Consider the following 21,395-nt stretch of genomic DNA (forward strand, 5'->3'; position numbering starts at 1 on the left):
CCAGCATCGGAAGAAATAGCGGCCTATTTTACTCATTATCACCCTCTACGCCAAACCGCTGATGGTACCAACGGGGCATTAATTGTTCGCGAAAGCCTTTAATTTGCCAATCGTTGTCGAAAAAAAGTACCGATAACTGACCGGAGCGCGTCGTATCGCGCCATTGAATGTCATTTGCCCGGTATCTGGCGACCACTTTCCGCGCCGGCAATCGCCATTTGTTGTAACGCGATGCGGACGCCAGCGCCGCTTCGGGATTGACCGCGCGCAGAAACGGCGGCATAGAAGACGTCTTGCTGCCGTGATGCCCCACCTGCAACACCGTGGCAGCCAAACGATCGCGCCGCAACCGTAACAGCTGCTCCTCCGCCTTCTTTTCCGCATCACCGGTGAGCAGCAAACTGTATTGCCCATCGTCGATGCGGATCACGCAGGAGTCGTCATTGACCGGCCTTTTGCGCGTTTTCGGTGGCCACAGCACCTCGAATTGCAGCGATTGCCAGCGCCAACGCTCACCGGCGACGCAGGGCAAGTGTCCTTCCCCGCGTATCGGGCTGCGCACCGTCGCCTGAGGAAATGCCCGCCGCATCACCGGCAGCCCGCCGATATGATCGAGGTGAATATGGCTGATAATGATCTGCTCCAGTTCAATATTCCGCCAGTTCAGCATCGGTAAGATATGCCGTTCGGCGGCGCTGCCGCCCGGCCAACGATCGCCGGTATCGTACAGTATTCCCTTGCCGTTTCGCTCAATGACCACCGCCAAGCCGTGCCCGACATCGAGCATATCGATTCGCCAGCGGTATCCCGGCTCTTTTTCCCTCCACAGCACACAGCATATCGCTATCGTCGCCAGCCCCGGTGCATAACGCCGCCACCAATGAAAGCGCCAACAGACGACGATGAGCCACCCCGCCGCGCTGGCCAGCAGCGAGGCAGCCCCCAGATCCACCCAACCGCGTTGCAGGTAATGCAGCGGCACAAACACCCAGTGCAGCGTTACGTCCGCCAGCCACCATAGCCCGTAGCTTAACGAGGGAAAGAAGCCAAATATCACCGCCAGCAAAATCAGCGGCACCGTCACCAATGAGACGATGGGCACCGCCCAAAGATTGGCGGGTAGCGAGGTCAGCGTCAGGCCCAGAAACAGCGCGGCCTGCATCGGCACCAGCAACAACGTCATGCCCAGCTGAATATGCAGCCAGCGCACCGGTGCCCAATACCAGGCCGACCGGAATCGCTCACCGAGCGGCGCCCATTCAAACCAAAAAATCAAACACCCCACCGCCAGCACCGACAGCCAGAAACTGTCTGACAAAACCGCCAACGGATCGCACAGCAAAATCAGCCCGATACACCACAACCACACTTGCCAGGAAGAACAATGAACGCCGCGCAAGCGCAGCAGCATCCACAGCGTCATCGCCAACGCAGTACGCACCGCCGGCGGCTGGGCGCCCACCAACCAAACATAGATCAGCGTCGCCACCCAGCCTGCGACCAATGGAAAGCGATAGCCAATCAAATGGGCGGGCAGAAAAAACTGCAGCGCGCGCAACGCGGCCCAGAACAAAATGGCGACCATCGCCACATGCAACCCTGAGATGGCCATCAGGTGAGCGATGCCGGTCTTCAGCATCAGCGTGCGCAAAGCCTGCTCCAGCGCGGTTCGTTCCCCAAACGCCAGCGCCAGCAATACCGCCTTGTAACGCAATTCACCGATGTTGGTTTCCACATGGCTGATGATGCGCTGGCGCAGCCCGCAATCGCCATCCAGCAAACGAGCCTGCCTGACCCGCCCCGTCAACGGCTGACGCTGGGCGATCGCCCAACGTTGGCTGTCAAATCCGCCTTGATTGAGCTTGCCATGTACCGGCCGCAGGCGCAGTTTCAATTGCCAACGCTGCCCGGCGCATAGCCGCTGCTGTTCGGGAGCCCACGTCGTGGTAAACGCCAGCGCAGGCGCCAACCAATGACCGTCGACCCGCTCGATGCGCATCAGCGTCTGTTTACTGGCGGCGGGCTCCAACGCGACGCTGCTCACCTGCACCACCGCCGTCACGTCCGGCATGCGAGTTAAGCGATCCATTTGCCCGATCAGGCTGCCGGCGTTGAAAACCGCCCATATGAATCCCAATCCCAGGCAGGCCAAATAGCGGCAGAATGGCCTGCGCGTGCGCAGCAGTAAACAGACCACAAGCACGAGCGGCCATAGCTGCCATTGCTCAGGCAACTGCGGTAAAACCAACAGCGGCAAGATGCCGCAGATAACGGCGAATATCGCCAGATCCAGCGAAATTTTGATCGCTCTTCTCCCATCGGCTCCGCCATGAGCAAAAGCGCATCACGGCAAGCAAGCAGGATCATTCAGGCGACATGTCACCGCCAGCGGGCTTTAACGAAGATGCGGTGAACATGGCAGGATAAGAGAGATCTATGCAGGAGCCACATCGTAAATGCGGCGTAGTACGCAACTCGCGAGCATATTGCGGAGAATTGCAGGCGAAAAAAAACGGCGCCTTACAGGCACCGTTTTATATTCTTTTCAAGCAACAACGCTATGATCAGTCAGCGACTAGCCATAGATATTGGCGCGGTCACGCAACTCTTTGCCTGGTTTGAAGTGAGGAACGTATTTGCCGTCCAGCTCTACTTTGTCACCGGTTTTCGGGTTGCGGCCTACACGCGGGGCACGGTAGTGAAGAGAAAAACTGCCGAATCCGCGGATCTCAATGCGTTCGCCCTCGGCCAGCGTTGCGGCCATGTGCTCAAGCATCTCTTTCACTGCATCCTCAACGGCCTTCGCCGGAATATGAGATTGCTGGCCAGCAAGTCTTTCAATAAGTTCAGACTTGGTCATAGTACCTCCAAGCTTTGCAGCTAAACTACCGTATCGGGGCGGTCAGCGACCGCCCCCCGTCATTACTCGCCTTTAGCCGCTTTGAAAGCTTCAGCCATTGCGTTAGAGAAGTTGCCTTCTTCCTGTTTGTTGTTAACAGTTGCGATGGCGTCTTTCTCGTCAGCTTCGTCCTTAGCACGTACGGACAGGCTTACAACGCGGTTCTTACGGTCAACGCCGGTGAATTTAGCTTCAACTTCGTCACCTACGTTCAGAACCAGAGTTGCATCTTCAATGCGGTCGCGAGAGGCTTCAGATGCACGCAGGTAACCTTCTACGCCGCCTGCCAATTCAACTGTAGCACCTTTGGCGTCAACTGCAGTGACTTTACCAGTAACAATAGCACCTTTCTTGTTCATAGACAGGTAGTTATTGAACGGGTCTTCAGCCAGTTGCTTCACGCCCAGGGAGATACGCTCGCGCTCTGCGTCAACTTGCAGAACAACCGCAGCGATTTCGTCGCCTTTCTTGTATTCACGTACTGCTTCTTCGCCTGCAACGTTCCAGGAGATGTCAGACAGGTGAACCAGGCCGTCGATGCCGCCGTCCAGGCCGATGAAGATACCGAAGTCAGTGATAGACTTGATTTTACCTTCAACGCGGTCGCCCTTGTTGTGGGTTTCTGCGAACTGCTGCCATGGGTTGGATTTGCACTGCTTCAGGCCCAGGGAGATACGACGACGTTCTTCATCGATGTCCAGAACCATCACTTCCACTACGTCGCCCACGTTAACAACTTTGGACGGATGGATGTTTTTGTTGGTCCAATCCATTTCAGAAACGTGTACCAGACCTTCAACGCCTTCTTCGATTTCTACGAAGCAGCCGTAATCAGTCAGGTTGGTTACACGGCCAGTCAGCTTGGTGCCTTCTGGGTAACGTTTCGCGATAGCAACCCATGGATCTTCGCCCAGCTGTTTCAGGCCCAGGGATACACGAGTACGCTCGCGGTCGAACTTCAGCACTTTAACAGTGATTTCATCGCCAACGTTGACGATTTCGCTTGGGTGCTTAACGCGTTTCCAAGCCATGTCAGTGATGTGCAGCAGGCCGTCTACGCCGCCCAGATCAACGAATGCACCGTAGTCAGTGAGGTTCTTAACGATACCTTTAACTTCCATGCCTTCCTGCAGGTTTTCCAGCAGTTGATCGCGCTCAGCGCTGTTCTCGGATTCGATAACCGCACGGCGAGAAACGACAACGTTGTTGCGCTTCTGATCCAGCTTGATGACTTTGAACTCAAGCTCTTTGCCTTCCAGGTGCAGAGTGTCACGTACCGGACGCACGTCAACCAGGGAACCTGGCAGGAACGCGCGGATGCCGTTCAGCTCGACGGTGAAGCCACCCTTCACTTTGCCGTTGATAACACCGGTTACAGTCTCAGCTTCTTCGTAGGCTTTTTCCAGCGTGATCCAAGCTTCGTGACGCTTAGCTTTTTCACGGGACAGCAGGGTTTCACCGAAGCCGTCTTCAACAGCATCCAGAGCAACGTCAACTTCGTCACCAACCTGGATTTCCAGCTCGCCCTGGGCGTTTTTGAATTGCTCAGCCGGGATGGCAGACTCAGATTTCAGACCGGCGTCAACCAGTACGATATCTTTGTCGATAGCAACAACGACGCCACGAACGATGGAACCCGGGCGGGTTTCGATTTCTTTTAAGGATTCTTCAAAGAGTTGAGCGAAAGATTCAGTCATGTTGTTAATCTTCAGGGTTCTTTAGTTTAACGTCCATTTAGCGTCCCGCCGAATGGGGTTGTTTCACATACCCCGCCATTGGCTCCATGCCGACAGGGTTTAAGGTTACAGGGGTAAAATTTTACCCGATATATTGCGATACCGCTATGACAAATATGACAAAAAGCCAATAGCGCCGCCGCGCTTATTGCTGCGGCAACGCCAACACTTTCTGTGCATACGTCAACGCCTGCTGGATCACTTCCTCTATCGACATGCTGGTAGAATCCAGTACGAGGGCGTCAGAAGCGGGCACCAGAGGCGCGATAGGCCGATTACGGTCACGGTCGTCCCGTTCCTTTATCTCGGCTAAAAGACGTTCAAAGTTAACATTAAAGCCCTTCTCCTGCAACTGCAGCATGCGGCGGTGCGCGCGCTCCTCCGAGCTGGCGTCGAGGAAAATCTTGACCGGCGCGTCCGGGAACACCACCGTGCCCATGTCGCGGCCATCGGCAATCAGGCCGGGCGCCTCGCGAAACGCGCGCTGGCGGCGCAGCAACGCCTCGCGCACGCGCGGAAACGCCGCCGCTTGCGACGCGGTGTTGCCGACGGTTTCGGTGCGGATCTCATTGCTGACGTCCTCACCCTCCAAAATCACCTGCAGCTTGCCGTCCTGGGCAACGAAGCGAACATCGAGATGTGCGGCCAGCGGAACCAGCGCTTCCTCAGAAGTGATATCCACCTGATGATGCAACGCCGCCAGCGCCAGCACGCGGTAGATCGCGCCAGAATCCAGCAAACGCCAACCAAGGGACTCGGCCAACGCTTTACACAGCGTGCCTTTGCCTGCGCCACTTGGTCCATCAACGGTTATCACCGGGGCTGTAGCCGTCATTTCTCTCTCCTTCAGGTAGAAAACCTCACAGAGACACGGCGCGCTTCGACTCGAAGCCCGTGCGCTCTGCCACCTGCCCAATCAGGGGCAAATACGGTGGCGTATTATACGCTGCCCTACGGCAATCTGTTACCCTGGAACTGTCCGGTTGTTGAAAATAAGCGCACAACCGCGAAAAAGTATAGAAGAAACGCCGGTCGCCGAAGGTTAAAAACTATAAAGGCCCACAAAGGGGCCTTAAAAGAAACGATTTGACGGGTTACTACGCCGGCTGGCTGATGCGCGCCAACTGCTCGAAATAATCCGGGAAGGTTTTCGCGGTGCATTTCGGATCGAGAATGGTGACCGGGGTATCCGACAGCGCCACCAGCGAGAAGCACATCGCCATGCGGTGATCGTTGTAGGTACCGATCTCGGCGAACTGCAGTTTGGCCGGCGGCACGACGTGAATGTAGTCTTCGCCTTCGTCCACTTCCGCCCCCACTTTACGCAACTCGGTGGCCATCGCCGCCAGACGGTCGGTCTCCTTCACCCGCCAGTTGTAGATATTGCGGATGGTGGTCGGCCCCTCGGCGAACAACGCCGCGGTGGCGATGGTCATCGCCGCGTCCGGAATGTGGTTCATGTCCATGTCGATGCCGCGCAGTTCACCGCGGCTGCACTCGATGAAATCGTCGCCCCAGGTGATGCGCGCGCCCATTTTCTCCAGCACGTCGGCGAACTTGGTGTCGCCCTGCACGCTTTTGCGGCCGATGCCGGTCACGCGCACGGTGCCGCCCTTGATCGCCGCCGCCGCCAGGAAGTAAGAGGCGGAAGAAGCGTCGCCCTCAACCAGGTAGTCGCCCGGCGCGATATACGTCTGGCGCCCCTGGATATGGAATACCCGGTAGTTGTCGTGGCTCACCGATACGCCGAAGGTGCGCATCAGATGCAGCGTGATGTCGATGTAGGGCTTGGAAACCAGCTCGCCCTTGATGTGGATCTGCGTATCCTGCGGCGCCAGGGGCGCGGTCATCAGCAACGCGGTCAGGAACTGGCTGGAGACGCTGCCGTCAACGGTGACGTCGCCGCCCTGGAAACCGCCGCGCAGGCGAATCGGCGGGTAATCGGTCTGCTCGAGGTAATCAATCTGCGCCCCGCCCTGGCGCAACGCGTCCACCAGATGGCCGATCGGGCGTTCTTTCATGCGGGGTTCCCCGGTCAGCACCACATCACCTTCACCAAGGCACAGCGCCGCCGCCAGTGGGCGCATCGCGGTGCCGGCATTGCCAAGGAACAGTTCCAGCGGTTGGTTGGCCACCAACGGCCCGGCCACGCCGGTCACTTCACACACGGTGCGGTCGGCGGAAAGCCGGTAGTTCACGCCCAACGCCTGCAGCGCATTCAGCATATGACGCACATCGTCGCTGTCCAGCAGGTTGGTCAGCCGGGTCGTTCCCTCCGCCAGCGCCGCCAGCAGCAGAGCGCGGTTAGAAACGCTCTTCGAGCCGGGTAAGTTGACGGTGCCATTGACCAGGGCGACCGGTTGTAACGTCAGGGAATCCACCATGTGAACAAAACTCTCCAATTCTGATAAACGAAACGGCTCCGGAATAATGCCGGAGCCGCTTTAATGCAAAAGGACAACAGCCTGAGCAGCCCGCGCCTGGCGGGCTGACGGAATCAACCGTGACGACGTTCGAAGTCGGTCATGAAGTCGGTCAGCGCCTGCACGCCGGCCAGCGGCATGGCATTGTAAATAGAAGCACGCATGCCGCCAACTACCCGGTGGCCTTTCAGCGCCTGCAGGCCGATGGCCTCGGCTTCGCTGAGGAATACCTTGTCCAGCGCCGCATCGGCCAGCTGGAACGGCACGTTCATCCAGGAACGGTTGGCGATCGCCACCTGGCTGCGGTAGAAGTCGGATTTATCGATGGTCGCGTACAGCAGCTCGGCCTTGGCCTGATTGCGTTTTTGCATCTCCACCAGGCCGCCCTGCTCTTTCAGCCATTTGAACACCAGCCCGGACAAGTACCAGGCGAAGGTTGGCGGGGTGTTGAACATCGAGTCGTTCTCGGCCAGCACGGTGTAATCGAGGATAGACGGCACTTCTTTGCGCGCCTTGCCCAGCAGATCGTCGCGCACTATCACCAGCGTCAGGCCGGCCGGGCCGATATTTTTCTGCGCGCCGGCGTAAATCACGCCGAAGCGGCTGACGTCGAGCGGGCGGGACAGAATGGTCGAGGAGTAATCGCCGATCACCACTTTGTCGCCGAAGTCCGGCGTTTCATCGATGGCCACGCCGTCGATGGTTTCATTCGGGCAATAATGCACGTAAGCAGCGTCGTTGCTCAGCTGCCACTCTTTCATCGGCTTGATGCCGCTCAGGCCATCGATGCGGGTTTTCACGTCGATGACGTTCGGGGTGCAATACTTTTCCGCTTCCTTGATGGCGCTGTGCGCCCAATAACCACCGTCGATATAGTCGGCGGTGGCCTTGTCGCCCAGCAGGTTCAGCGGCAGCGCGGCGAATTGTGCGCGGGCGCCGCCGTGGCAAAACAGCACTTTATAGTTGGAGGGGACTTTCAGCAGATCGCGCAGATCCTGTTCCGCCTGCTCGGCAACGGCGATGAATTCTTTGCTGCGGTGACTGATCTCCATCACTGACGTGCCCAGGCCGTGCCAATTGCACAGTTCCTGTTCCGCACGACGCAACACTTCCACCGGCAGCATCGCCGGGCCAGAGCTAAAATTATAAACCTGAGTCATTTCCCCTCACCACATTCACTGTTCGCCGCAGAAAAGCGACCTGTCGAAAAGATGCCCGAAGCTAACGCTCGCGTTAACCAACCCATCGGTTTTATCACTCACGCCCCATGGCTGCAACGCTTATTCGCCCGTCGGCGGCAAACGGTCGCGCCGGGTGATGACAGGCTCTGCGGCCGTCGCGATTGTTTGGACGATAAAACCCTGCGACATGGGGAAATTCAGCGGGTTAACGCGGTGTTTTATGCTGTATTCAGCCGAGATGGCTGCGGGAGCCCGGACGGCCCCCGCAGGAGAGAAAACGATCAGTACTGATTGAACATCTGCTGGATCTGCTTCGCGTCTTTGGTTTGCGTCAGCGCCAACTGCAGCAGAATGCGCGCTTTTTGCGGATTCAGCGTGCCGGCGGCCACGAAGCCGTATTTGGCGTCGTCCACTTCCGCATCCTCGGTGGTCGCGCCGGTCGGCACGCGCGAAGAACGCACCACCGCCACGCCGTTGTGCGCCGCCGTCGCCAAGGTGTCAAACACGGTTTTATACAGGTTACCGTTGCCGACCCCGGCGCTGACGATGCCCTGATATCCTTCGGCGATCAGCGCCTTGGCCGGCGCATCGGAGGCGTTGGCGTAGTTGTAGACGATGCCGACCTTCGGCAGCTCGTTCAGCTTGCTGACGTCGAACGGCGTCTCCCGGGTATGCTTGCGCTGCGGCGAACGCTGGTAATCGATCTTGCCGTTGTGGATGTACCCCAGCGGGCCGAAGTTCGGCGACTGGAAGGTCTGCACGGCGGTGGTATTGGTCTTGGTGACGTCGCGCGCGTCCAGCACGGTGTCGTTCATCGCCACCAGCACCCCGCGGTTGGCCGATTGCGGATCCGCCGCCGTCACCACCGCGTTATATAGGTTGAACGGGCCGTCGGCGCTCATCGCCGTCGCCGGCCGCATCGCCCCGACCAGCACCACCGGCTTGTCGCACTTCACCGTCAGATCGAGGAAATAGGCCGTCTCTTCCAGCGTATCGGTACCGTGGGTGATGACGAAGCCGTCGGTTTTGCCGCAGTCGGCGTCAATTTTCTTCGCCAGCGTCAGCCAGACCTGATCGTTCATGTCCTGCGAGCCGATGTTCACCACCTGCTCCCCCCGCACGTTGGCGATGTTTTTCAGCGCCGGCACCGCATCGACCAGCGCCTCGACGCCCAGCTTGCCCGCGGTATAGTTGGATTTCGTCGCCGAATCGCCGCCGCCGGCGATGGTGCCGCCGGTCGCCAGCAGGGTGATGTTGGGCAGCGCCAGCGCCGAAGCGCTGACGCCGGTCAACAAGAGGGTTAACACGCTGAGTTTCACTGATTTCATTAGATTTCTCCGTGACAGATAACTCGCTGAATTATGGCCTTTATCCTTAAAAAAACTGTGACTTTGCCACCGCTTTAGGAATACGTGGAGCTCCAGCGTAAAACCCCGTATCATTGCGCGTTTTTAGTACGCGCAAAAAGTGAAGACAATGACGCAAACTTTTATCCCCGGTAAAGACGCCGCCCTGGAAGACTCCATCGCCCGTTTCCAGCAGAAACTGAGCGACCTCGGTTTCAACATCGAAGAAGCCTCCTGGCTGAACCCGGTGCCGCACGTGTGGTCGGTGCACATTCGCGATCGCGATTGCCCGCTGTGCTTCACCAACGGCAAAGGCGCCAGCAAAAAAGCCGCGCTGGCCTCCGCGCTGGGTGAATATTTCGAGCGCCTGTCCACCAACTACTTCTTTGCCGATTTCTATCTGGGCCGGCAGATCGCCGAAGGCGACTTCGTGCACTACCCGAATGAGAAATGGTTCCCGATCCCTGAAGACGACGCGCTGCCGGCCGGCATCCTCGACGAACGCCTGCACGCCTTCTACGATCCGCAGCAAGAGCTGAGCGCCAGCGATCTGGTCGATCTGCAATCCGGCAACGCCGATCGCGGCGTGTGCGCGCTGCCGTTTACCCGTCAGTCCGACCAGCAAACCGTGTACATCCCGATGAATATCATCGGCAACCTGTATGTTTCCAACGGTATGTCCGCCGGCAACACCGCCAACGAAGCGCGCGTGCAGGGTCTGTCGGAAGTGTTCGAGCGTTATGTGAAAAACCGCATCATCGCCGAATCCATCAGCCTGCCGGCGATCCCGGACGAAGTGCTGAACCGCTACCCGGGCGTGGTGGAAGCCATCGCCAAGTTGGAAGAGGAAGGTTTCCCGATCCTCTCCTATGACGCCTCGCTGGGCGGCAACTACCCGGTGATCTGCGTGGTGCTGTTCAACCCGACCAACGGCACCTGCTTCGCTTCATTCGGCGCGCATCCGGACTTCGGCGTGGCGCTGGAGCGCACGGTAACCGAACTGCTGCAGGGCCGCAGCCTGAAAGATCTCGACGTGTTCACCGCGCCGACCTTCGATGACGAAGAAGTGGCGGAACACACCAACCTGGAAACGCACTTCATCGACTCCAGCGGCCTGATCTCCTGGGATCTGTTCAAACAGGATGCCGATTACCCGTTCGTTGACTGGAACTTCAGCGGCAGCACGCAGGAAGAGTTCGCCACCCTGATGAGCATCTTCGACAAGGAAGACGCGGAAGTGTACATCGCCGACTACGAGCACCTGGGCGTCTACGCTTGCCGCATCATCGTGCCGGGCATGTCCGATATCTACCCGGCGGAAGACCTGCTGCTGGCCAACAACAGCATGGGCGCGCACCTGCGCGATACGCTGCTGGCGCTGCCGGGCAGCGAGTGGGAGCCGGAAGAATACCTGGCGCTGATCGAGCAACTGGACGACGAAGGGCTGGACGATTTCACCCGCGTACGCGAACTGCTGGGCATTGCCAGCGGCAAAGACAACGCCTGGCATACCCTGCGCGTGGGCGAGCTGAAGTCGATGCTGGCGCTGGCGGGCGGCGATCTGGATCAGGCGCTGATCTGGACCGAATGGACGCAGGACTTCAACGCCTCGGTACTGAGCCCGGCGCGCAGCAACTACTACCGCTGCCTGCAAACGCTGCTGCTGCTGGCGCAGGAGCCTGAACGCGAAGCGGCGCAATACTATACCGCGTTCGTGAAAATGTACGGCCAGGAAGCGGTCGACGCCGCCTCCGCCGCCATCAGCGGTGAAGAGCGCTTCAACGGGCTGTTCGCCGTCGATGCCGATCTGAAGGCGCTGCCGGCGCATCAGGCGCTGCTGGCGGCTTACGAGAAGCTGCAGGCGGCCAAACGCCGCCACTGGGCCAAGGCCTAAGCATCATCAGGGGGTGCCACCACTTTGGGAGTACCCCTGTTGCCAAACGCCGCACTCCGTTGCGGCGTTTTCATTTTTGCGGTTTATTTCAACGCATTCGGTTTTATTTTTTTGCCAGGAAATAGGCGGTTAAACGGCCATAAAAATAAATAAACCGTCAATTGTTGCCGGACGGTGAAATAATAATTAACCGATAATTAAACTTTCAGCGCCGCGCGGCGACAAAACGCCTAAAAATTTAACTTTACTCTATGCCGACCATTCGGTTGATTCAAAAAAATTTGCAAACATTAAAAAAATGTTTTTCATTAAAAATCAATAAATTAAACATAAAAACCACACAAAAAACACGTCATTTCGCCGCTCTACTTCCCCGCCTTATGATCCAAATCAAATTTTCCCCTATACTGCTTTGCTAGTATCTCATTGCGTTGTTTTAACCCTTAAGAGCGAGAGTTAGTTTGAAAACTGACAGCCCCTTCGATCTGATTTTACCTGCAGCAACGGCGAAAATCGCTGAAGATGCCGGCGTGTATAAAGCCACCAAACATCCGCTGAAAACGTTTTATTTGGCGATCACCGCCGGTGTCTTCATTTCCATCGCCTTCGTCTTCTACATCACGGCGACCACCGGCACCGCCGGCGTACCTTTCGGGCTGGCGAAACTGGTCGGCGGCATCTGCTTCTCTCTCGGGTTAATGCTGGTGGTGGTGTCGGGCGCCGACCTGTTCACTTCTACCGTACTTATCGTCATCGCCAAGGCCAGCGGCCGCATCAGCTGGGGCCAGCTGGGCGCCAACTGGCTGAACGTTTATCTCGGCAACCTGGTCGGCGCGCTGTTCCTCGTGGCGCTGATCTGGTTCTCCGGCGAGTATATGGTCGCCAACGGCCAGTGGGGCCTGAATGTCCTGCAAACCGCAGACCATAAGCTGCATCACACCTTCATCGAAGCCGTCTGCCTCGGCATTCTGGCTAACCTGATGGTCTGCCTGGCGGTCTGGATGAGCTACTCCGGCCGCACCCTGACCGACAAGATGCTCGCCATGGTGCTGCCGGTCGGGATGTTTGTCGCCAGCGGCTTCGAACACAGCATCGCCAACATGTTTATGATCCCTATGGGCATCGTGGTCAAACACTTCGCCACGCCGGAGTTCTGGCAAGCCGTAGGGGCGGTACCTGAGCAATTCGCTCATCTGACAGTAAGCAACTTCATCATCGACAACCTGATTCCGGTCACCCTCGGTAACATCATCGGCGGCGGTCTGCTGGTTGGGTTGACTTACTGGGTAATTTATCTGCGCGGGGGCCGCGAGCAGCACTAAGCTGTGAGTTACCGCGTGCAGAGTTAGAAATCCACAATCAAAGGTAGGTGTACAATGACCGAACTTAACGAGAAATTAGCCAACGCTTGGGAAGGTTTCAGCAAGGGTGACTGGCAGAATGAAGTCAACGTTCGTGACTTCATCCAGAAAAACTACACGCCTTATGAAGGTGACGAATCCTTCCTGGCTGGCGCAACTCAAGCCACCACCACCTTGTGGGACAAGGTTATGGAAGGGATCAAACTGGAAAACCGCACTCATGCGCCGGTTGATTTCGACACCAACGTTGCTTCAACCATCATTTCTCACGACGCGGGTTACATCGCCAAAGAGCTGGAAACCATCGTGGGTCTGCAGACCGACGCCCCTCTGAAACGCGCGCTGATCCCGTTCGGCGGCATCAAAATGGTCGAAGGTTCGTGCAAAGTGTACGGCCGCGAGCTGGATCCGCAGCTGAAAAAAGTGTTCACCGAATACCGTAAAACCCACAACCAGGGCGTATTCGACGTTTACACCAAAGACATCCTGAACTGCCGTAAATCCGGCGTGCTGACCGGTCTGCCAGACGCCTACGGCCGCGGCCGCATCATCGGCGACTACCGCCGCGTGGCGCTGTACGGCATCGACTTCCTGATGGCCGACAAACTGAACCAGTTCAAATCGCTGCAGGAAAAACTGGAAAACGGCGAAGACCTGGAAATGACCATCCAGCTGCGCGAAGAGATCGCTGAACAGCACCGCGCTCTGGCTCAGATCAAAGAGATGGCCGCCAAATACGGCTACGACATCTCCGGCCCGGCCACCAGCGCGCAAGAAGCAGTGCAGTGGACCTACTTCGGCTACCTGGCCGCGGTGAAATCCCAGAACGGCGCCGCCATGTCCTTCGGCCGCGTGTCCACCTTCCTCGACGTGTTCATCGAACGCGACATCAAGGCGGGCAAACTGACCGAAGAACAAGCGCAGGAACTGATCGACCACCTGGTGATGAAACTGCGTATGGTGCGCTTCCTGCGTACCCCTGAGTACGATGAGCTGTTCTCCGGCGACCCAATCTGGGCGACTGAGTCCCTGGCCGGTATGGGCGTCGACGGCCGTACCCTGGTCACCAAAAACAGCTTCCGCTTCCTGAACACCCTGTACACCATGGGGCCGTCTCCGGAGCCGAACATGACCATCCTGTGGTCTGAAAAGCTGCCGCTGAACTTCAAGAAATTCGCGGCGAAAGTGTCCATCGACACCTCTTCCGTTCAGTACGAAAACGACGACCTGATGCGCCCTGACTTCAACAACGATGACTATGCCATCGCTTGCTGCGTCAGCCCGATGATCGTCGGCAAACAAATGCAGTTCTTCGGCGCCCGCGCCAACCTGGCGAAAACCATGCTGTACGCCATCAACGGCGGCGTTGACGAAAAACTGAAAATGCAGGTCGGCCCGAAAGAAGCGCCGATGATGGACGAAGTGCTGGACTATGACAAAGTCATGGCGCGCATGGATCACTTTATGGATTGGCTGGCCAAGCAGTACGTGACCGCGCTGAACATCATTCACTACATGCACGACAAGTACAGCTACGAAGCTGCGCTGATGGCGCTGCATGACCGTGACGTTTATCGCACCATGGCTTGCGGCATCGCCGGTCTGTCCGTTGCGGCCGACTCCCTGTCCGCCATCAAGTACGCGAAAGTCACCACCATTCGCGACGAAGACGGCCTGGCTATCGACTTCAAAGTGGAAGGCGAGTATCCGCAGTTCGGTAACAACGACGCCCGCGTCGATGACATCGCCTGCGACCTGGTGGAACGTTTCATGAAGAAAATTCAGAAACTGCGCACCTACCGCAACGCGGTACCGACTCAGTCCGTACTGACCATCACCTCCAACGTGGTGTACGGCAAGAAAACCGGTAACACCCCGGATGGCCGCCGCGCTGGCGCACCGTTCGGCCCAGGTGCCAACCCGATGCACGGCCGTGACCAGAAAGGCGCAGTAGCCTCCCTGACCTCGGTAGCCAAACTGCCGTTTGCCTACGCGAAAGACGGTATCTCCTACACCTTCTCCATCGTGCCTAACGCGCTGGGTAAAGACGACGACGTGCGTAAAGCCAACCTGGCAGGCCTGATGGATGGTTACTTCCACCATGAAGCCTCCATCGAAGGCGGTCAGCACCTGAACGTCAACGTGATGAACCGCGAAATGCTGCTGGACGCGATGGAAAACCCTGAGAAGTACCCTCAGCTGACCATCCGCGTCTCCGGTTACGCCGTGCGCTTCAACTCGCTGACTAAAGAGCAACAGCAGGACGTCATTACTCGTACCTTCACTCAAACGATGTAATGCGCCAACCGGGCGGGAAACCGCCCGGTGCCAACGTCGGGGCCGGTTCTGCCGGCCCTTTTCTCCCACCGCTCTCCCCTGACTCTGTACGAGTCTGTTTTGCCGGACATCTATACTGGATGGATAACCGGCAAAACAGTTATCCGGCAACTGACCGGCCGACAGGCATCATTACCCCCGGTGGCGGACTCACCCCGCCACTGCATCGCAGATACCTGGCCGGCGGCCACGCGCCTATTTTTAGACTGCGTTTGACAGTCAATATTGGAGAAAAACCCGCAATGTCAGTAACTGGTCGCATCCACTCCTTCGAATCCTGCGGCACCGTCGATGGGCCCGGGATCCGCTTTATCGTCTTCTTCCAGGGCTGCCTGATGCGCTGCCTCTATTGCCATAACCGCGACACTTGGGACACCCACGGCGGCAAAGAAGTGACCGTCGAAGAGCTGATGAAAGACGCGGTGGCCTACCGCCACTTCATGAATGCCTCCGGCGGCGGCGTGACCGCGTCCGGTGGCGAGGCGATCCTGCAGGCTGAATTCGTGCGCGACTGGTTCCGCGCCTGCCACGCCGAAGGCATCAATACCTGCCTGGACACCAATGGCTTCGTGCGCCGCTACGATCCGGTGATCGACGAGTTGCTGGACACCACCGATCTGGTCATGCTGGATCTGAAACAGATGAACGACGATATCCACCAGAATCTGGTCGGCGTCTCCAACCACCGCACGTTGGAATTCGCCCGCTACCTGGCGAAACGCAATCAGCGCACCTGGATCCGTTACGTAGTGGTGCCGGGCTGGTCAGACGACGATAAATCGGCGCACCTGCTGGGCGAGTTCACCAAAGACATGACCAACATCGAGAAAATCGAGCTGCTGCCTTACCACGAGCTGGGCAAGCACAAATGGATAGCGATGGGGGAAGAGTACAAACTGGACGGTGTGCACCCGCCGAAGGCCGAGACCATGGATCGCGTCAAAGGCATCCTGGAAAGCTACGGCCACAAAGTGATTTACTGATTGGCGCACGCCAAAAGAAAAACCGGCTCATGGCCGGTTTTTTTATGCTCAGGCGGCGGCGAACGGCGTGTGGTGGCGATCCGGCTTCTGCTTTTTCAGCAGCATCAGCAGGTAAACCAGCGCCACGGCGGCGATCATCACGAACAGCACGCGATCGGAGTAGTTTTGCATCAGCAGCGCCGTCATCGATGGGCCCAGCAGGCTGCCGATGGTGTAACTCATCAGCAGCGCCTGGTTCATCGCCACCAGTTCATGCGGCATTGCCTTCTCGCAGGCCCAGGACATCGCCACCGGGTAAAGGGTAAAGCCGGCGCAGCCGAGGATGAACAGCGAAGGCGCCATGGCGTAGTTGCCGAGCATCGCCACGCTGGCGAGGATCACCACGAACACCTGAATGCGCAGCACCAGCAGGCGCCCGTAACGATCGGCCAGGCGCCCGACCGGCCATTGCCCGACGATGCCGGAGCTGACCAGCAGCGCCATCCAGTAACCGACGTTGGCGTCACTCATGCCCTGATGGGAGAGATACAGCGGCATCAAGCCATACAGCGAACCGAGCACGATGCCGGAGATGATGCAGCCGTTGATGCCGAGGCGCGCGCTGCGGCGTCTCAACATTGTCCATACCGCCGCCTGCTGCGGCTCGTCTTCATGGCGGTTGACCCGCGCGAACAGCATTGGCAACATCGCGCTGATCACAATGGCGGTCACCCACGGCACCACGTGCAGCAATTCGGTCGAGGTCATGCTCAACAGCAATTGGCCGGTCACCGTACCGAGGTAATAGACAATCATATAGGCCGCCAGCAGCTGGCCACGGTTGCTCAGGTTACCGCTGCGCAACAGCGCGCTCTCCACGATCACCCAGATCCAGGCGCAACCGACGCCGGCGAAGAAGCGCCAGCCCAGCCAGCTCCAGAAATCGATCGACAGCACCATGCCGGCGGTCGCCGCGGCGAACACCAGACAAGAAAGATGATAGCTGCGGGTAAAGCCGACGCGCTGGATCAGTCTGCCCGCCACCAACGTGCCCAAGAGGTTACCGCTGAAATAAGAGGAGCTGACCATTCCCACCTGCCAGGTTGACAGCTGGGCATGGGTTAACCAAAGCGGCACTAACGTATTTAAAACGGCAATGGATACCGTGAGCAGCAAAAGACCGCAGAGCAATAGGAGCACTGGGCGGGAGTATGCGGACATAGTGAAATTGTGACCGAACGCGCAATGAGAGTGCGCGCATCATGCCACTGGCGATAAAAAAGTCAATCGCCTCTTATCATTCCACCGCACGATTTGTTTCCGGCTAATCGGCTGGAAAAGCGCTATGCTCAGCGCAGAGCGAATTTAACGATGGAGAAGCAAGATGAGTCACGCAAATGATGCTGCGGTAGAGACCCTGCTGGCGGACATCGGCAGCACGCACGATGAGCTGCTGGCCATTGTGCAGCAGGTACGTCGGATCGCCGCGACAAGCGGCAGTGGCGTCACCGAATCGGTCAAATACGGCGGCATCATGTTCTCGCATACTCAATTTTTCTGCGGCGTTTTCGCCTATCGCCACCACGTCACGGTGGAGTTCGGTCACGGCTACCGGCTGGTAGACAGCCATCATCAGCTCGAAGGCAACGGCCAATATCGGCGGCACATCAAGCTCCACTCGCCCGCCGAGGTGAAAAGCAAGCATCTGGCGGACTACATTAAACAGGCCTACGCGCTGGCGACAGACTGAATTCTCGACATAAAAAAAGCGCCCGCAGGCGCTTTTTTCTCGTAGCTTGCCGTTTAGCCGATGTATTCCAGGCCGCCCATATAAGGACGCAGCACTTCAGGCACCTGAATGCGACCGTCGGCCTGCTGGTAGTTTTCCAGCACCGCCACCAGCGTACGGCCAACCGCCAGGCCGGAGCCGTTCAGCGTGTGAACCAGACGCGGCTTCTTGTCGGCCTTGCTGCGGCAACGCGCCTGCATGCGACGCGCCTGGAAGTCCCACATGTTGGAGCAGGAGGAGATCTCGCGGTAGGTGTTCTGCGCCGGCAGCCACACTTCCAGATCGTAGGTCTTGCAGGCGCCGAAGCCCATGTCGCCGGTGCACAGCAGCACCTTGCGGTAAGGCAGGTTCAGCAGCTGCAGCACTTTTTCCGCATGGCCGGTCAGCTCTTCCAGGGCATCCATCGAATCTTCCGGACGGACGATCTGCACCATCTCGACCTTGTCGAACTGGTGCATGCGGATCAAACCGCGGGTATCGCGACCGTAAGAACCGGCTTCCGCACGGAAGCATGGCGTGTGCGCGGTCATCTTCAGCGGCAGAGTTTCCTCTTCCACGATCTCGTCGCGCACCAGGTTGGTCAGCGGCACTTCCGCCGTTGGGATCAGCGCGTAGTTGCTGCTGTCGGCTTCTTCTTCCAGCGGGCGGGTATGGAACAGATCTTCGCCGAACTTCGGCAGTTGGCCGGTGCCATACAGCGTGGCGTGGTTGACCAGATAAGGTACGTAGGCCTCCAGGTAGCCGTGCTGCTCGGTGTGCAGATCCAGCATGAACTGGGACAGCGCGCGGTGCATGCGGGCGATTTGCCCTTTCATGACCACGAAACGCGAACCGGTCAGCTTAACCGCGGCGGCAAAATCCAGCCCGCCGGCCATTTCGCCCAGATCGACGTGATCGCGCACCGCGAAGTCGTACTGGCGCGGTTCGCCCCAGCGGGTGACTTCCAGGTTTTCGCTGTCGTCTTTACCATCCGGCACCGCGTCGTCCGGCAGGTTAGGCAGCGTCAGAGCGTAATCGCGGATCTCGCTTTGCAGCGCATCCAGCGCCGCCTTGGCGGCATCCAGCTTGTCACCCAGCTCGTTCACTTCGCGACGCAGCGGCTCGATGTCTTCCCCACGCGCTTTGGCCGCGCCGATGGATTTCGATCGGGAGTTGCGTTCCGCTTGCAGCGTTTCAGTTTCTACCTGCAGAACTTTGCGGCGTTCTTCCTGCGAACGCAGCAGATCCAGATCGAGTTTAAAGCCTCGGCGAGCCAGTTTGACGGCGACTGCGTCTAGCTCATTACGCAGCAGATTGGGATCGAGCATGCTAATCCTGTGCTTGTTGTTATTGAAAGAAGTGTTGTTGTTCTATGCGGCTGATTTATAGCCGCATAAAAGAAGAGTGATACCCGCTAACCTTACCGCAACGGCCACGCTAGCGGTAGCGTTTTGTCGGGCTATTTTGATCCTGCTCAGCCAGCCATGCCAACTTTTCGCCGATTTTCCCTTCCAGCCCGCGCGAGGTCGGTTGGTAGTAGCGCGTATGGGCCATTTCGGGCGGGAAATAGTTCTCGCCGGCGGCGTAGGCGTTGGGTTCGTCGTGGGCGTAACGGTATTCCGCCCCCAGCCCCATCTCCTTCATCAGCTTGGTCGGCGCGTTGCGCAGGTGCTCCGGCACGTCATAATCGGCCTGCTCTTTGGCATCGCGCATGGCGGCCTTGAACGCGGTGTAAACCGCATTGCTTTTCGGCGCGCAGGCCAGGTAAACAATCGCCTGCGCGATGGCGCGTTCGCCCTCGGCCGGCCCCACGCGGGTGAAGCAATCCCAGGCGGCGATCGCCACCTGCATGCCGCGCGGATCGGCGTTGCCCACGTCTTCAGAGGCAATCGCCAACAGACGGCGCGCCACATAGAGCGGATCGCCGCCGGCGGTAATGATGCGCGCATACCAGTACAGCGCGGCGTCCGGCGCCGAACCGCGCACTGATTTATGCAGCGCGGAAATCAGGTCGTAATAACGGTCGCCCTTGTTGTCGAAGCGCGCGCTGCGCTCGCCCGACACCTCTTTCAGCAACTCCGGCGTCAGCACCCGCACGCCTTTGGCATCGATCTCCGCCATGTCCGCCATCATTTCCAGGCTGTTCAGCGCCCGGCGCGCATCGCCGCCCACCAACTCCGACAGCAGGCGGCGCGTTTCCGCGGGCAGCTCGACGTTCTGATTGCCAAAGCCGCGCGCCTTGTCGCTCATCGCCTGATCCAGCACCTGGCCGATATCTTCGGCGGTCAGCGCCTTCAGCAGGTAAACGCGGGCGCGGGACAACAGCGCCGAGTTCAGTTCGAACGACGGGTTTTCGGTGGTGGCGCCGATAAAGGTGATGGTGCCGTCTTCGATATGCGGCAGGAAAGCGTCCTGCTGGCTTTTGTTAAAGCGGTGCACTTCATCGACAAACAGGATGGTGCGGCGGCCGGCGTCGCGGTTTTGCCGCGCCCGCTCAATCGCCTCGCGGATCTCCTTGATGCCGGAGGTCACGGCAGAGATCCGTTCGACATCCGCCTGGCCATAACGGCCGATCAGCTCTGCCAACGTCGTCTTCCCGGTGCCCGGCGGCCCCCATAAAATCATCGAGTGCAGTTGCCCGGCCTCAATGGCGCGCGGCAGCGGCTTGCCGGCGGCCAGCAGGTGTTGCTGGCCGATATACTGCGCCAGCGTGGTCGGCCGCATGCGCGCGGCCAACGGCTGGAACTCGTTCTGGGAAAAATCGAGCGACAGATTATTACTCACTTGCACCTCACTGGCGCTGGTCGTCCAGCGTCACCCCCTTCGGCGGGGTAAATTTGAATTTGGCCGGATCGGCGGCGACGTTCTGCTGGCTTTTCAGCGTATAAGCACTACGCTGGCCATCCTGCTCCACCGCGGCGAAGCTGCGGATGGTGCCGCTGTTGGTCACGCTGATGGCGAATTGCTTCAGGTTGCCGCTGGCGGATTTCGGCGTTAATTCAAAATCATCGCCCTTTTGCTTCACGTTGTACTGTTTCCAGTCGCTGGCATTATTGCGGGTAATCAGCATAAACGGCGTATTGCCGGTGGCGTTCTTCAACCAGGTCGCCGTCACCTGCTCGACGAACGGGTTGTAAAACCACAGGGTTTGACCATCGGAGACCAGCACGCTCTCATCGGGTGACGTCATGTGCCAGTTGAACAGGTTCGGCCGCTTCACCCACAGCTCGCCTTCACCCTGTTGCACCGCGGCGCCTTCGGCGCTGGTCACGGTTTGCGAGAAGCTGGCGTGGAAACTGTTCACCTTCGCCAGGCGACTTTGCAGATCCTGTGCGGCGTCGGCCAGCACGGAGGTAGAAGCGAATCCCGAAAGCAGACAGCAGGCAACTAACAGTTTTTTCATTATTCCAGATACCTTATGAAATGCGTTAACCGCAGGGCGACGCCGTGCGGGTCAATCAACCCTTTACTCCCGTTACTTTACCTGA

The 21,395-nt window shown here is 58.4% G+C and carries 16 protein-coding genes; 5 read left to right on the plus strand and 11 right to left on the minus strand.

Annotated features, from left to right (window positions below; all coding sequences use genetic code 11):
* Positions 1 to 28 precede the first annotated feature (28 nt).
* The 7 genes from ACJ8KE_RS09500 to ansB all read right to left on the minus strand — a co-directional run bounded on the left by ACJ8KE_RS09500 (position 29) and on the right by ansB (position 9,567).
* Positions 29 to 2,299 (minus strand): ComEC family protein, encoded by a 2,271-nt coding sequence (locus ACJ8KE_RS09500; protein WP_306377019.1) that lies wholly within the window; start codon positions 2,297 to 2,299, stop codon positions 29 to 31.
* Positions 2,300 to 2,575: 276 nt separating this feature from the next.
* Positions 2,576 to 2,860, minus strand: coding sequence for an integration host factor subunit beta (ihfB, locus tag ACJ8KE_RS09505; RefSeq protein WP_004928264.1), 285 nt, complete (start codon positions 2,858 to 2,860; stop codon positions 2,576 to 2,578).
* A 62-nt stretch (positions 2,861 to 2,922) separates the two neighbouring features.
* Positions 2,923 to 4,596, minus strand: coding sequence for a 30S ribosomal protein S1 (rpsA, locus tag ACJ8KE_RS09510; RefSeq protein WP_004928267.1), 1,674 nt, complete (start codon positions 4,594 to 4,596; stop codon positions 2,923 to 2,925).
* A 184-nt stretch (positions 4,597 to 4,780) separates the two neighbouring features.
* On the minus strand, positions 4,781 to 5,470 hold the full coding sequence (cmk, locus tag ACJ8KE_RS09515; protein ID WP_028127992.1) for a (d)CMP kinase: 690 nt from the start codon (positions 5,468 to 5,470) through the stop codon (positions 4,781 to 4,783).
* A gap of 262 nt (positions 5,471 to 5,732) precedes the next feature.
* Positions 5,733 to 7,019, minus strand: coding sequence for a 3-phosphoshikimate 1-carboxyvinyltransferase (aroA, locus tag ACJ8KE_RS09520; protein ID WP_016928320.1), 1,287 nt, complete (start codon positions 7,017 to 7,019; stop codon positions 5,733 to 5,735).
* A gap of 113 nt (positions 7,020 to 7,132) precedes the next feature.
* Complete coding sequence (gene serC / locus ACJ8KE_RS09525; RefSeq protein WP_028127991.1) at positions 7,133 to 8,218, minus strand: 3-phosphoserine/phosphohydroxythreonine transaminase; 1,086 nt, start codon at positions 8,216 to 8,218, stop codon at positions 7,133 to 7,135.
* A gap of 302 nt (positions 8,219 to 8,520) precedes the next feature.
* The gene (gene ansB / locus ACJ8KE_RS09530) at positions 8,521 to 9,567 is read right to left on the minus strand and encodes an L-asparaginase 2 (RefSeq protein WP_016928322.1); all 1,047 of its coding nucleotides are present in this window, start codon (positions 9,565 to 9,567) and stop codon (positions 8,521 to 8,523) included.
* A gap of 148 nt (positions 9,568 to 9,715) precedes the next feature.
* Between ansB and ycaO the strand changes: the two genes are divergently transcribed.
* The 4 genes from ycaO (at position 9,716) to pflA (ending at position 16,160) form a co-directional block, all read left to right on the plus strand.
* Positions 9,716 to 11,479, plus strand: a complete 1,764-nt coding sequence (gene ycaO / locus ACJ8KE_RS09535; protein ID WP_033640817.1) for a 30S ribosomal protein S12 methylthiotransferase accessory factor YcaO — start codon at positions 9,716 to 9,718, stop codon at positions 11,477 to 11,479.
* 461 nt (positions 11,480 to 11,940) lie between these two features.
* Positions 11,941 to 12,801 (plus strand): formate transporter FocA, encoded by an 861-nt coding sequence (gene focA / locus ACJ8KE_RS09540; protein ID WP_442517225.1) that lies wholly within the window; start codon positions 11,941 to 11,943, stop codon positions 12,799 to 12,801.
* A 54-nt stretch (positions 12,802 to 12,855) separates the two neighbouring features.
* Positions 12,856 to 15,138 carry a formate C-acetyltransferase gene (gene pflB, locus ACJ8KE_RS09545; RefSeq protein ID WP_016928324.1) on the plus strand — a complete coding sequence of 761 codons (2,283 nt, stop codon included), beginning with the start codon at positions 12,856 to 12,858 and terminating at the stop codon, positions 15,136 to 15,138.
* A gap of 281 nt (positions 15,139 to 15,419) precedes the next feature.
* The gene (gene pflA / locus ACJ8KE_RS09550) at positions 15,420 to 16,160 is read left to right on the plus strand and encodes a pyruvate formate lyase 1-activating protein (RefSeq protein WP_016928325.1); all 741 of its coding nucleotides are present in this window, start codon (positions 15,420 to 15,422) and stop codon (positions 16,158 to 16,160) included.
* Between the two features lie 48 nt (positions 16,161 to 16,208).
* Here the strand turns inward: pflA and ACJ8KE_RS09555 are convergent, their stop codons facing one another.
* Positions 16,209 to 17,360, minus strand: a complete 1,152-nt coding sequence (locus ACJ8KE_RS09555; RefSeq protein ID WP_028127990.1) for an MFS transporter — start codon at positions 17,358 to 17,360, stop codon at positions 16,209 to 16,211.
* Positions 17,361 to 17,523: 163 nt separating this feature from the next.
* Here ACJ8KE_RS09555 and ACJ8KE_RS09560 point away from each other — a divergent pair, with 163 nt between their 5' ends.
* Positions 17,524 to 17,889 (plus strand): DUF1801 domain-containing protein, encoded by a 366-nt coding sequence (locus tag ACJ8KE_RS09560; protein ID WP_016928327.1) that lies wholly within the window; start codon positions 17,524 to 17,526, stop codon positions 17,887 to 17,889.
* A gap of 53 nt (positions 17,890 to 17,942) precedes the next feature.
* Here the strand turns inward: ACJ8KE_RS09560 and serS are convergent, their stop codons facing one another.
* From serS to lolA, 3 genes are all read right to left on the minus strand, one after another.
* Entirely contained in the window at positions 17,943 to 19,235 is a 1,293-nt protein-coding gene (serS, locus tag ACJ8KE_RS09565; RefSeq protein ID WP_016928328.1) for a serine--tRNA ligase, read from the minus strand.
* A gap of 109 nt (positions 19,236 to 19,344) precedes the next feature.
* Positions 19,345 to 20,631, minus strand: coding sequence for a replication-associated recombination protein A (locus ACJ8KE_RS09570; RefSeq protein ID WP_048796507.1), 1,287 nt, complete (start codon positions 20,629 to 20,631; stop codon positions 19,345 to 19,347).
* A gap of 67 nt (positions 20,632 to 20,698) precedes the next feature.
* Positions 20,699 to 21,310 carry an outer membrane lipoprotein chaperone LolA gene (lolA, locus tag ACJ8KE_RS09575; protein ID WP_015377319.1) on the minus strand — a complete coding sequence of 204 codons (612 nt, stop codon included), beginning with the start codon at positions 21,308 to 21,310 and terminating at the stop codon, positions 20,699 to 20,701.
* Positions 21,311 to 21,395: the final 85 nt, after the last annotated feature.

It is taken from the genome of Serratia sp. CY56464, assembly GCF_052168435.1.
Taxonomy (GTDB): Bacteria; Pseudomonadota; Gammaproteobacteria; order Enterobacterales; family Enterobacteriaceae; genus Serratia; species Serratia marcescens.

Coding starts and splice junctions, on each gene's coding strand:
- ansB (WP_016928322.1), bottom strand. CDS start 9,567: ATGAAATCAGTGAAACTCAGCGTGTTAACCCTCTTGTTGACCGGCGTC.
- ihfB (WP_004928264.1), bottom strand. CDS start 2,860: ATGACCAAGTCTGAACTTATTGAAAGACTTGCTGGCCAGCAATCTCAT.
- pflB (WP_016928324.1), top strand. CDS start 12,856: ATGACCGAACTTAACGAGAAATTAGCCAACGCTTGGGAAGGTTTCAGC.
- aroA (WP_016928320.1), bottom strand. CDS start 7,019: ATGGTGGATTCCCTGACGTTACAACCGGTCGCCCTGGTCAATGGCACC.
- serS (WP_016928328.1), bottom strand. CDS start 19,235: ATGCTCGATCCCAATCTGCTGCGTAATGAGCTAGACGCAGTCGCCGTC.
- cmk (WP_028127992.1), bottom strand. CDS start 5,470: ATGACGGCTACAGCCCCGGTGATAACCGTTGATGGACCAAGTGGCGCA.
- pflA (WP_016928325.1), top strand. CDS start 15,420: ATGTCAGTAACTGGTCGCATCCACTCCTTCGAATCCTGCGGCACCGTC.
- lolA (WP_015377319.1), bottom strand. CDS start 21,310: ATGAAAAAACTGTTAGTTGCCTGCTGTCTGCTTTCGGGATTCGCTTCT.
- rpsA (WP_004928267.1), bottom strand. CDS start 4,596: ATGACTGAATCTTTCGCTCAACTCTTTGAAGAATCCTTAAAAGAAATC.
- serC (WP_028127991.1), bottom strand. CDS start 8,218: ATGACTCAGGTTTATAATTTTAGCTCTGGCCCGGCGATGCTGCCGGTG.
- ACJ8KE_RS09570 (WP_048796507.1), bottom strand. CDS start 20,631: ATGCGGCCGACCACGCTGGCGCAGTATATCGGCCAGCAACACCTGCTG.
- ACJ8KE_RS09555 (WP_028127990.1), bottom strand. CDS start 17,360: ATGTCCGCATACTCCCGCCCAGTGCTCCTATTGCTCTGCGGTCTTTTG.
- ycaO (WP_033640817.1), top strand. CDS start 9,716: ATGACGCAAACTTTTATCCCCGGTAAAGACGCCGCCCTGGAAGACTCC.
- ACJ8KE_RS09560 (WP_016928327.1), top strand. CDS start 17,524: ATGAGTCACGCAAATGATGCTGCGGTAGAGACCCTGCTGGCGGACATC.